The sequence below is a fragment of the Domibacillus sp. F004 genome, from assembly GCF_057814295.1.
In genome coordinates, this window is sequence record NZ_JBVATB010000003.1 from 437,666 (window position 1) to 449,846 (window position 12,181).

The window sequence follows — 12,181 nt, forward strand, 5'->3', positions numbered from 1 at the left end:
TCTTTTCTCCCATAATCAAAATTATTCTATCGGATAAACTTGCTTTACTTCAACTAATCTGTCTTTTCATTTCCAAAACACTTTTACTCGAATCAGTATGCAACACAATGTCGATTTTTGACATAATTTGACGAATAAAAAAGATAGGTTTCCACTGTTTGTTATAGGATAATAAGGAAAACTACCTATTAATACTATTTGTTTCACCATAAATCTCTTTATTTTCCAGTAATTAAATTCTATTTCTATGTGAACTTGTGGAAAGACAGGAGTAATCGTATATGACGACTATATTAGAACCTCTACAAACCTTTTTGTTAAATATTTTTTTGGTTTATTTTTGTTTCTCCCTTTATTTTAGATTTATTGAAAGAAAAGCGCATGCATTAACGAATGAACTGATCATTGCGCTTGTCTCAGGGACTTCCATCATTCTATGTATGACCTTCCCCATCACCCTTCCTACTGGTTACAACCTTGATTTTCTGCAAATTCCTTTTATTATTGGAGCACTATACGGCGGGCGCAAGGTTACTGTTTTTTTAGCTTTTATTCTAGTAACTTATCGACTGTTTTTTAATATTCCTAATACAGATACGACCTTCATCATCTATTTTCTGCTGCTTCTTTCATTATGGTGTATAATTCCCGCGTTTAATAAAAGCATGACGATGAAAAAGAAAATATATTTAGCCCTATTAGCTTCTTTCTTTGGATTGTTTTCTCGGATAACAAAATTCTTTTTGTTGATGTCAGAAAACATCACTGTGGATTATTTCACCATTTTCATTATTTCTCTTATCATTCAACCGATTGGAATCCTATTCTTTGTCGTTTTTAATGAAAAAGCAAGAAGAGAAGCAACTCTTACTCAAGAAATAAAGAATTTAGAAAAGCTAAAAACCGTTAGTGAACTTGCTGCAAGCATTTCTCATGAAGTAAGAAATCCACTTACGGTAACAAGAGGATTTATTCAACTATTACGGGATCCGGATCTGACAAAGGAAGAAAAGAAATTGTATATTGATTTCTCTATGGATGCATTAGACAAAGCGGAAGCAACGATTACCGATTACCTTACCTTTGCTAAACCATCATTGGAGCATGTAGAACTTTTAGATTTAACGAAGGAATTACATTATATCGTTAATATTGTCAATCCTTTTGCTGAGCTGAATAATGTAACGATCGACTGTCAAAAAAAGAGGGAAGTCTATGTGACAGGGGAAAAGCAAAAACTTCATCAGTGTCTTATTAATCTTATTAAAAATGGAATTGAATCCATGCCTGATGGCGGGAAACTGCATATTCATTTGCAGGAGAACGACGGGAAAGCAGTCATCACCGTGACAGATGCCGGTATCGGGATGACCGGTGAACAAATTGAACGGTTGGGGACACCGTATTACACGACAAAAGTGAAAGGAACAGGCCTTGGAACGATGGTGATTTATAGCATTGTGAAAGCCATGCAAGGCGAAATTAAAGTAGAAAGTGAAGTAGGCAAAGGAACGCGCTTCTCTCTTCTTTTTCCAGCAATGGACCATTAATGCTTAATTAAAAGACATTTTTTTCATTTCAATGTGAGAATTCATTCAAAATGGACAAAGATCACCTTCTGAAGAAGTGATCTTTGTCCATAAGATTCAAATCCTTTTATGATTTCTGAGGAGTTGGGAATCTGCGTCCGCTTTTGACATTCACCTCGTCACCAAGATCATCGACTGTTTTGTCTGGGGTTGGGAATGTGAGTCCACTTTTCAAATCCGCATCTAAATCCTTTTCATCGATATACCGGCCTGCTGGTCCTGTTTTTTGTTCATGGTCTGCATGCCGCCACGTTGTCAGTTCATTTGTTTTCGGGCAATGTGGAAAGGCGTCCCCTTCTTGCAGCTCTTTCATTGCTCCTGACGTACAAAGATATTTGCCGGTTTCCTTTACTGTGTCATTTGTATGATACGTGGCTTCTGTTTTTTGTTCGTGGTCTGCGGGACGCCACGTTGTCAGTTCATTCGTTTTCGGGCAATGTGGAAAGGCATCTCCTTCTTGCAGTTCTTTTACGGCCCCTGACGTACAAAGATATTTGCCGGTTTCCTTTACTGTGTCATTTGTATGGTACATTTCTGTTTGTGTCATGATACATCCCTCTCCTTTGTTAAATTCTCAGTAAATAATTCTTTATTATAATAGCCTCAATGTTTAATAGATAAACATCTAGATCCATTCACTTCGCTAAAAAAATAGAGAAGAAATGCTGCTTTTTTGGTCGATTGAAGAGAAAAAGAATGCCAGGAAATGAAAGTATCAATGGCGGCAGATAGCAAGAGGACCATCCCGGGTCACTGATCAGTGAACCGGGATGGTCCTCTTTATTTAAGACAAACGGTAAAGTGCAAAGGGTTCGCCGTGACGAAATGGATCGCTCATGTCGTTTAGCTGTTTTGTGACGACCGCATCAAGATGAATCTCGAGACTCTTCACGTTTTCTTCCAACTGCTCGGTGCGTGTCGCTCCTACAATCACGGTAGAGACAGCAGGTCGATCCATGAGCCATGCAAGCGATATTGCACTGGACGTATACCCGTGTTCTGCCGCTAGGCGACTTACACTTTCTCCTAGATTAATCGTTCTCTCCGCCAGAAATTTACGAAAGTTCGGATCCGTGTCCGCTCTCGACCTTACAGGCGTTTTATTCGTTAAACTATACTTGCCGCTCAAGATGCCGCCAGCTAATGGAAAATAAGGTATAATTCCTACACCCTGATCCAAACAGAGCGGAATAAGTTCGTTTTCAGGTGTCCGATCTGCGAGAGAGTAACTAGATTGAGTGGAAACATACCGACTTGATCCTGTTCTTTCACTGACACCGAGCGCTTTCATTAACTCCCATGCGGCGTAATTGGAGGCGCCAATATATCGAATTTTCCCTGCTTGAACCATATCCTCTAACGTTCGCAGCGTTTCTTCAAGCGGGGTATACGGGTCAAATGTATGGATTTGATACAAATCAATATAGTCCGTTTTTAAACGTCTCAAACTGTTTTCCAGCTCCTGCTGCAAATGATAGCGGGATGAACCACTTTCATTTGGCCCTTTCCCTTTCACTAAACCAGCTTTTGTCGCTAATACAACGTTTTCGCGTTTTCCCCCAACGAGAGCCTCTCCAATAATTCTTTCTGATTCTGAATTCGCATAAATATTTGCCGTATCGATAAAATTAATGCCGCTGTCCAACGCTTGGTGGATAATCTTTATAGACGTGTCTTCATCCGCCCGTTTTCCAAACGCATTTGTTCCTAGTCCCAAAACCGATACTTCGAGCCCGCTCTTTCCAAGACGACGATAGTTCATGTTTATCTGCTCCTCTATAAAGAAATGGTATACTTCCCTATCATTCTTTCCCTTTTACTCACATCTCTATTTTACAAAAGCCGTTCGTATTTGTCGTGATTAACTTCTCAATAAGCGTTTGCTTTTCCAATAGTTTACGGATGATTCCTGTTTTTTTCTAAAAAGGCACGTTTATTGATTATCGAAAACGATGTATTTTTCATTTCTGGCCGCTCATCCCATTTTCTGACCATTCGCTTTCTTTTCTAATCCATCAAACGATGAATATGTGGATGCGAAAAAAAGCCGCCATTCTTCGGGAGGCCGAAGAAGCAGAATAGAGAAATACACCCCTCTAGTCAGATTGGTCACAGAAAAATTATTTATTTATCTTCTTTCATGTCTTAAAGATGCGAAAGAAGTGAATAACTATACTGATTATATTATTTTATCTGGGGTGGAAAACATGCCTTACGTAACGGTATATGGGGGAGAAACTTTTGAAGTAGAAATGGGGAAAAAGTTAGTATTAGCACTGGAAGATAACAATATAAATATCCTTCATCGCTGCGGAGGAAATGCAAAATGTACGACTTGCCGAGTAGAGGTTCTGGCAGGTGATTACTTAGATGCAACCAATAAGGAAAAGAAAGCCTTTACGGATAAAGGAATGGACGATCATTTATTTGACGATTGTTTGCGTTTATCCTGTCAAATTATTGTGAATGGAGATATTACCGTTCGCCCGGTCATGACCGTCGAGAACACTGGAAAAGCCGCTGGTCCAAGGCCGGCTGACTAAATAGAGCCGGTATTTTACATCAACACACAATGTAAGCATGTAACCTGCTTAACCATTCTTCTTTTGAGTGGTTTATTTCTCTCAGTTAGTTATGTACATAAAACAGGAACATATGAATCGATTTCATTATACGTGTCACTAGTAGGGTATACATTTAAGCTGAAAATTAAGGGCCCCAAAAAGTGGGATAAATAAGGAGTACGCCCCAAGAAGACTGGATAATGATAAGCACGGTTTTCTTGGGTCATTTAGTATAAAACTCGAAATGATTTCGTTTTTTCTTTGCCTTATAAAGTGCCTGATCCGCATTTTGTATTAACCTTTTTGAGCTCTCCCCATCAACTGGATACATGGCAACACCGATGCTCGATGTAGAAAGAACTTTTTCCCCTTTGATCAAATAAGGTTGGCAAAAATGATGTCGCATTCTCTTTACCATACTTTCTACTTTTTCCCTATTTACCTCTTTTATTAAAATAAGAAACTCGTCGCCGCCAATTCTTCCTACCACATCTCGATTACGAACATTTTCCTTCATCCTCTTGGCAAATTGTATAAGCAGTTTATCTCCGGCCCCATGACCAAGTGAATCATTTATGTCTTTAAATTCATCCATATCAATATACAGTACGGCAAACGTCTCCCCTGATCCATTTGCTTTTTCAATCGTTTTATCCAAAATCTCCATAAATGAACTTCTATTTATGACCCCTGTCATAGGGTCATGAGTTGCCATGTATGTCAACTGATCTTCATAATACTTTCTTATTGTTACATCTCGAAGTATAGCTTGAATGACCGTCCCTCCATCATATTGCACAGGGATTGCAATGATTTCCACCCATATTTTTGTCCCGTCAAATCGAACTAGCTTTTCAATCGTCGGTTCCATTTTTGCTATTTCCCCATGCTGAAAAACCTTTGTAAAGTTACTATTATCCTCTGCGCTACCCGATTTAATGAAATCCCCGATCGACTTTCCGATAATCAGCTCAAGGTTTTTGGCTCCTAGTATTTTAACTGCTTCCGGATTAGCAAAAGATAACTTACCTTCCCTTTGAACTAAGATGGCATCCGGAGAGTATTCCACTAATGTTCGGTAGCAATTCTCAGTCATTTTAAGTGTATGTTGAGTGTTCTTTTCCTCTGTTATGTCCTTGTACATGGCCACTGCTAACACGTCATCTTTATTTATCACTCGATAGGATGCCAAGATCTCTTTTACCGTGCCATCCTTATGTTTTCGCTTTGTTTCAAAATAAGGAATATTCTCCCCGCTTCTCAATCCATTGAGTTGTTTCTGATGATCTTCCGGAGTGAAATCTTCCATGAAAAAAGGAGGTCTTGAGAAACCGGCAATTTCCTCCAAGCTCCAGCCTAAAATATGAGTTAAAGCTGGATTTGCTTGAAGAATCGCGCCGTCATTTCGTAAAATAAAGATGGCGTCGTTTGTATTTTCCCAAATCAATTGGTATTCATCCATTGTCGGTTTTCTTTCGATTTCCCTGCGTCTCTTAGCTTGATCCGTCACTTTCATTCCTCCATCCCGATAGTTCCAGTGTATAAGATGATGCTTGTCAAAAATTCGAAAGCGGCTTGTTCAACTGTAACAAGCGCTAAAAAGAGCCAATCGAAAAATTGATTGGCTCTTTTTATTGGCTGATTAGCCTTTTTTGATCCATTTGGTAATTGTCAATGTGCGTTTTGTTTTGCTTGATGCTTCACAGCAGATTGATCATCTTTATTCATGTTGCTATTAATTAAAGTAATTAACCTGCTCTTTTAATAGTATCTGCATCTTTTTTTCTATTAGACAGCAAATGAGATAATGACAACCACTTACTTCCGCTGATAGCAAGATATAATGCCATTGCTAACAATGCCAAATCCAACTCGTAACCTGCCATTTGCCCATTGCCTAAGAAACCAACCGCAAGCTTTACTTTAAGTGTTGCCCCAATCATCAGTATTGCCAATAAAGCAGAAATGATTTTTGTTCCCAAGCCAATAATTAAAGCCAACCCACCAACTAATTCAATTATTACCACTCCATATGCCATAAATCCTGGTAACCCAATGCTGCTAAACCAGCCTGCTGTATTCTCTATGCCATCTTGAAATTTAACTAAACCATGAACAAAAAATATTAACCCTAGTACTACACGTAAAATAAATGCTCCTACTTCGTTTTTCAAATCCATTATTAAACCTCCAAAATTCTTATATATATTAATATTTAAAATTAAAACGTAACTTCCCGATACCATTTCGCTGCTGCTTCCACTTCTTCAACAGTCAATTGATGACCTCTATTTTCCCAGTGGATTTGTACAGTAGTGTTTGCTTTTTCCAACAGAGACTGAAGTTCAGTAGATTCTTCGGGCGAACATATTGGATCATTTGTTCCAGCAGCAATAAACACAGACTTTCCTGACAAATCAGGAAGGTCAACTCCTTTTCTGGGTACCATTGGATGGTGAAGAATTGCCCCCTTTAATGCGTGTTGGTAATGAAATAATAAACTTGCAGCTATATTAGCACCATTTGAATAACCAATTGCAATAATATTATTTCGGTTAAAACCATACTTTTCTGCTGCTTCATCAAGAAACTCATTTAATTCTTTTGTACGGAAAATAAGATCCTCTTCATCAAACACACCTTCAGCTAATCTTCGAAAGAATCGAGGCATTCCATTTTCTAATACATTTCCACGAACACTTAAGATAGAAGCTTGATCATCAATTTTCCCCACAAGAGGTAACAAGTCTAATTCATTTCCGCCAGTACCATGAAGTAATAGTAACGTTGGTTTAGTCAGATCTTTTCCCTTATTAAAAATATGTTTCATCATTTATCTCCCTCCAGAACACGAACCTCCACAGTATTTATAATGGCTTAGTATCATTTTTTTATCTTAACCATCAATCAATAATTTATCTCGAATTAAATAATCTCTAATATGAGATAATAATAATACATGTATTCTTTTGTGTCAAGAGCATTTTATTCTTTCATCCGTGTTTTGATGGTGGATGAGTAAAGAAAAAGTAACATTGAATAATTTCTGAAATAGACAAGATGATCGACAAACAAAAAATGCCTTAATCCCCTAGTGGATTAAGGCATTTTTCATTTACGTAATGACCATTCATCTCAAAGCGTTACCCTGATTGACGAGCAATATGATCCGCCAGTCTTATGGCTAGAGCAACGTTAGAAAGAACGGGGCCAGCCGCAGTTAGTGTTGGCAGAACGCTGTTGTCAGCTACATATAAACCTTGAACACCATGTATTTGACCGTGGCGGTTTGTCGCTGAAGTTGCTGGATCATCACCCATTCGGCATGTGGAAGCCTCATGCATATCTGCTCCAGGAGGCCGAAGTGTCAAAGTAGACTCATCAAGAGTCACTCCCATAGCAGCTGCAGACTGTCTAATGCCTTGTGCAACTTGATTGGCTACTTGACGGTCTTTGTTGCTTAAAGAATATTGAACTTGCTGCAGCGGTACACCGAATTCATCCTTTGCGGATGGATCAAGGTACACTCTGTTCTCCGCTCGAGGCTCCACCCTTCCAAAGGATGCATAGACAACCATAAGCTGATCTTTAAGTACTTTATCTTCGAATTGCTGGTATGAAAAGTATTGATCAGGCCCCAGAATTTGAATTTGATAAGGAGATTCGTTTGTCTCAAATTTCAAAACAGCCAGGTTGCCAAGCTTATCAGAAAATTGTCTTCGACTTATAGTGCCTATGGCAATGATAGACACATGTCCTGTTAAATAACGCCCAATAGCAGGACCCTGAATCCCGGAATTAAGCAATAAACGCGGAGTCTCTAACGTACTAGCCGATACTACTACATTTTTCGCCCGGATCGTATGAGCTTTCTTGTCCGCAGAAAATACCTCAACACCAGCCACTTTCCCATTCTCTGCAATGACTCGAGAGACATAAGCATTTAAAGCGAGATCGTATGGCTTATCAAACAGGGCGGCGGCTAGAGCATTGATCGAGCTAAACCAAGGATTCGAATGGACTTCTCCTTGCCGGGAAGGTGTCATATCAAAAGCAAGCGGCATATCATCTGCTTCATCAATACCGTTTGCATGGAGCCGCTTTAAAAGAACATTTTGCATCGATGAACCTTTAGCATAATCCTTTGTAACATGCATTAATTTCTCTGCCATCCCATAATATACGTTTAATTCCCGAGGATGAATCGGCCATTTATTTAGTTCAGATTAAATAGGCCTTGGCGTCGCCGCATTCCAAAACAATGACCTTCCCCCAAGAGCATATACCATTGTGGCACCGGAAAATTGAGGTAAACGTTTGCCTAAAGGAGTTGAATTTGCTGGAAGAAGTTGGTCTCGTGCCGTATTTACATTTTGCGTAGGAATATTAAGGGAATGGGAATGAAATAACTTATCTCCCTTTTCTAATATTCCGATCTTTTTAGCACCTCGACCCTTCCAAAGTTCACAAAGTCTCTGCAAGGTTGCTCCCCCGCCAGGCCCGCTCCCCACGATGAGGACATCATAATTTGTCTTTGACATTTGTTCCAGCGTTTTTGTCGGAATCCAATTGCCCGCATAAGTTACCACAGCATGCACTCCCTTTCGTACTCCTCATATTCGATTAAAGATATGCATGCCATCTTATTTTTTATGTCAAGTTTCACATAAAAAGAGCAGCCCCCGACTATGCAGGGGTCTGACACCTTTATTTAATATTCTTTATCCTTGTTCGAAACAGATGAATTCAATTTTGGTCTTTTCGTTTTTCGGCTAAATCAGCGGCCAGTTGGTTTGTCCGTTTCTTATTCAATGGACGCTTAAAACTAGATACGATAATAAGAAGTTGTTAAAGTAGTTCTGTGAAAAAAAACGATATACACTAGAATTTAAATCTCAAATCGTGCTGTTGTAATATACGTTTGGTGACTTTCACCGACAGCAAATACATCAAGTCCTGCCTCATCTGCCAGCTTACTCGCCTCAATCAATTCTTGAATACGCTGTTTGGCACTAATCATTGAACCTGTATGTGGATTCGGTAAATGATCCCCAATCGAATATAAACCGAATTCAAGTCCTTTATTTGTATCGATACGATATTGTTCCACGTTTACTCTCTCCTTTTTAATCCAGCGGTGTTAACTTTGCTTCAATTTCTGCACGTCGTTCTTCTAAAAATGGTGGTAAATCTAATATTTTTCCTAACGCTTCAACCGTTGAGTCTGCGGTGAACCCAGGACCATCTGTCGCAATTTCAAATAAAATACCATTCGAATCGCGGAAATATAAGCTTTTGAAGTAAAAACGATCGACAACGCCTGATGACTGAAAACCACGTTCTTTTACTACTTCGTCCCAAAACATGAGTTCTTCCTCGTTTTTCACACGGATTGCTAAATGATGAATACTACCTCGACCTGGCTTTTCACTCGGTCCTTCTTTCTGTTTGACGACAATCTCTCCAAATGCTTGCCCTGCAACAGACTGATAAATGGCCTCATTTTCTGAACGAGTCACTTCTGCATAGCCAAACATATCCTTTAATGTTTTAGCCGTTCGTTCCAAATAGCGCACGGTTATTTCCACAGTCCCCATCCCTAAAATCCGATGCTGTTGCTCCACGATGGAATCTTCCCAAGCCGACCAATATTCTGGTATCTCTTCGCCGTTATTATTCAGTAAAATAAGGCGTAATCCTTCCGCATCCTCAAATGGAAGCGCTGCTCGGCCTGCATATGTGGTCATTTCACCGTGCTTAACATCTAATAGCTCAAAGCGCTTTTTCCAATATTCTAGACTTTCATATGATGGTACAAGCAAGCCTATTTGTGTAATGGCATTTGTGCCGCGAGTTGTTCTTCCGACAATAGGTATTTCAAAAAACGACAGCTCTGTTCCCGCACTGCCTGTTAAGTCGCCGTAAAATAAGTGATACATAAAAGGATCATCTTGATTAACGGTCTTTTTCACTCGGCGCAATCCTAACACTTTTTGATAAAATTGATTATTCAATTGAGCATTCTTTGTAATCATCGAAATATGATGATGTCCAGGAATTTTATACATAGTGATTCCTCCTTATTTTTAACTTGATTAATCAAGTGATGGTGTAAAAAAATTACTCGGGCGGTAATTCTTTTTTTTGGCTATGTTTATGAACACGTGTCATCAGTGTGTACAATGTTTTCGTTTCTTCCTCGTTTAAAACATCGTCAAAAAATGACGATTGAAACGCAAGTTGGGCTGGCATAGCCGTATCTATTATCGCTTCACCCTTTGCAGTTAGACTAATCGTTTTCGTTTTCCAATCTTGCTTGCGTACAATATAGCCTTCTTTCTCAAGCCGTGCAAGCATACGGGAAATACCACCTTGCGTGACTGTTACTTTTTCAGCCAACTCCATTTGAGTGAGCGGCTGATATACATGAATTTGCATGAGCACATCAAATTGTGCTGTTGTTAAATCAAATCGTTTTAAAAAATCATTCGACAGCTGGTTACTTTGGTTTGTAAAACGCATTAAACGTAACCAGATTAACGAGCCTATCGTATTATTACGCATTTCGTTTCCCTCCCCATCGCTAACCTCATCATCAATTTACTACTCAATTGAAAAGAAATCAAGTTAAAAGTCTCGAATTCGAGATTTATTCATTTTGACCCGTTTGAAAAAATTGTTCTTTTTGTTCAAGTAATTTCCACACAAGGCTACTAATCGCTTTAGAAATTATTAGAAAGAGATTTAATCGGCGGCATTCTTATGTTGTGATCCCGTTCAATCCCATTAAAATAATCAAGCCCCCGACTATGCTAAAGGATTAACGTAGTCGGGGCTGACACCTTTATTTAACATCTTCATCTTTATTTCTTCATATCAGGTTCGATCCATTCTTTTTTTCGATTGTTGACTGATTGATTTTTTCTTGTAATTTTTCATAATACAAGTCTGCATCAATCGGCCATTCTATCGTTTCATTTAACCAAGAAGACAAGTAAATGGCATTCGCCATTTCTAACCCCTTTATTCCTTCTTCTCCTGGTGCAAGCAGCGGCGTCCCTTTCCCTATCGTATCTGCCCAATTTTGAATAATCCCTCTATGACCTGAGTTTTCCCCTTTTACAGGAATGTCTATTTTCCAACAGTCCGGCTCGCCAAAACCTCCTGTATACGATGCATTAAATTCACGTTCTGATTGTGTTAAGCGATAAAAAGTAAGCCCTTCATTTTCAACAACCATTTTCCCGCGGTCGCCAACGATTTCAAAACGATTCGTCCCTGGCGCTTCACCTGTTGAGGTAATAAATACACCGGTCGCCCCATTTTCATATTCGACATACGCGGTTACATCGTCTTCTACTTCAATATCATGATATTTTCCGTGATGACTGAATGCGTGAACACGTTTTGGCATTAGACCGGTCGTCCATTGCCACAAGTCTAATTGGTGAGGTGCTTGATTTAATAAGACACCTCCACCTTCACCTTTCCATGTGGCTCTCCATTTACTTGAATCGTAATAGCTTTGTGAACGGTACCAATCGGTCACAATCCAATTGGTCCGTTTGATTTCGCCTAGTTCACCTGATTGAATGAGCTCACGTAATTTTTGATAAAGGGGATTTGTACGCTGGTTATACATCATGCCAAATACTTTGCCGCTCGATGCAGCTGCTTCGTTCATTTCTAACACATTTTTTGTATAAACACCGGCTGGCTTTTCAAGAAGAACATGCATCCCTTTGGCAAAAGCTTTTATGGCCAATTCAGGGTGACTATAATGCGGTGTCGCAATAATGACGGCCTCAATACCTGATTCATTAAAAAAGGCTTCTTCGTCTTCGAAACACTGCACTTCGCCTGTCATATTATTTTGTGCCCATTCAATTTGATCCTTCCGGCCGCAAACGGCTGTTAACGCAGCTCCATCAATTAATCCTTTGTCCAATTGAAGAGCATGTGATTTACCCATATTTCCTATTCCTATTACACCAACTTTTATTACACTCATCTTTGTTTACCTCATTC

General features: G+C 39.2%; 12 protein-coding genes and 1 pseudogene. 2 read left to right on the forward strand and 11 right to left on the reverse strand.

The window, feature by feature from the left end:
- The first annotated feature begins 281 nt into the window (after positions 1 to 281).
- Complete coding sequence (locus tag ACZYRN_RS10785) at positions 282 to 1,550, forward strand: ATP-binding protein (RefSeq protein ID WP_488911584.1); 1,269 nt, start codon at positions 282 to 284, stop codon at positions 1,548 to 1,550.
- Positions 1,551 to 1,656: 106 nt separating this feature from the next.
- Here ACZYRN_RS10785 and ACZYRN_RS10790 read toward each other — a convergent pair whose 3' ends face one another.
- A complete protein-coding gene (locus ACZYRN_RS10790; protein ID WP_488911586.1) occupies positions 1,657 to 2,136 on the reverse strand; it encodes a hypothetical protein in 480 nt (159 codons plus the stop codon).
- Between the two features lie 237 nt (positions 2,137 to 2,373).
- On the reverse strand, positions 2,374 to 3,351 hold the full coding sequence (locus ACZYRN_RS10795; RefSeq protein WP_488911587.1) for an aldo/keto reductase: 978 nt from the start codon (positions 3,349 to 3,351) through the stop codon (positions 2,374 to 2,376).
- A 445-nt stretch (positions 3,352 to 3,796) separates the two neighbouring features.
- Here ACZYRN_RS10795 and ACZYRN_RS10800 point away from each other — a divergent pair, with 445 nt between their 5' ends.
- Positions 3,797 to 4,132 (forward strand): 2Fe-2S iron-sulfur cluster-binding protein, encoded by a 336-nt coding sequence (locus tag ACZYRN_RS10800; protein WP_488911588.1) that lies wholly within the window; start codon positions 3,797 to 3,799, stop codon positions 4,130 to 4,132.
- Between the two features lie 244 nt (positions 4,133 to 4,376).
- Here the strand turns inward: ACZYRN_RS10800 and ACZYRN_RS10805 are convergent, their stop codons facing one another.
- The 9 genes and pseudogenes from ACZYRN_RS10805 to ACZYRN_RS10845 form a co-directional block, all read right to left on the reverse strand.
- The gene (locus ACZYRN_RS10805; protein WP_488911589.1) at positions 4,377 to 5,663 is read right to left on the reverse strand and encodes a diguanylate cyclase domain-containing protein; all 1,287 of its coding nucleotides are present in this window, start codon (positions 5,661 to 5,663) and stop codon (positions 4,377 to 4,379) included.
- A 238-nt stretch (positions 5,664 to 5,901) separates the two neighbouring features.
- Positions 5,902 to 6,333, reverse strand: a complete 432-nt coding sequence (locus ACZYRN_RS10810; protein ID WP_488911590.1) for a DoxX family protein — start codon at positions 6,331 to 6,333, stop codon at positions 5,902 to 5,904.
- Positions 6,334 to 6,374: 41 nt separating this feature from the next.
- Complete coding sequence (locus ACZYRN_RS10815; RefSeq protein WP_488911756.1) at positions 6,375 to 6,983, reverse strand: alpha/beta hydrolase; 609 nt, start codon at positions 6,981 to 6,983, stop codon at positions 6,375 to 6,377.
- 313 nt (positions 6,984 to 7,296) lie between these two features.
- A complete protein-coding gene (locus tag ACZYRN_RS10820) occupies positions 7,297 to 8,358 on the reverse strand; it encodes a GMC oxidoreductase (protein ID WP_488911757.1) in 1,062 nt (353 codons plus the stop codon).
- Positions 8,359 to 8,379: 21 nt separating this feature from the next.
- The gene (locus ACZYRN_RS10825; RefSeq protein ID WP_488911591.1) at positions 8,380 to 8,742 is read right to left on the reverse strand and encodes a phosphoheptose isomerase family protein; all 363 of its coding nucleotides are present in this window, start codon (positions 8,740 to 8,742) and stop codon (positions 8,380 to 8,382) included.
- Between the two features lie 317 nt (positions 8,743 to 9,059).
- Positions 9,060 to 9,263: pseudogene (locus ACZYRN_RS10830) on the reverse strand (LLM class flavin-dependent oxidoreductase); the annotation flags it as partial.
- Between the two features lie 16 nt (positions 9,264 to 9,279).
- Positions 9,280 to 10,221: a ring-cleaving dioxygenase gene (locus tag ACZYRN_RS10835; RefSeq protein WP_488911593.1), complete on the reverse strand. Its 942-nt coding sequence runs from the start codon at positions 10,219 to 10,221 to the stop codon at positions 9,280 to 9,282.
- A gap of 52 nt (positions 10,222 to 10,273) precedes the next feature.
- The gene (locus tag ACZYRN_RS10840) at positions 10,274 to 10,717 is read right to left on the reverse strand and encodes a MarR family winged helix-turn-helix transcriptional regulator (RefSeq protein ID WP_488911594.1); all 444 of its coding nucleotides are present in this window, start codon (positions 10,715 to 10,717) and stop codon (positions 10,274 to 10,276) included.
- 307 nt (positions 10,718 to 11,024) lie between these two features.
- The gene (locus tag ACZYRN_RS10845) at positions 11,025 to 12,164 is read right to left on the reverse strand and encodes a Gfo/Idh/MocA family protein (RefSeq protein ID WP_488911595.1); all 1,140 of its coding nucleotides are present in this window, start codon (positions 12,162 to 12,164) and stop codon (positions 11,025 to 11,027) included.
- Positions 12,165 to 12,181 lie beyond the last annotated feature (17 nt).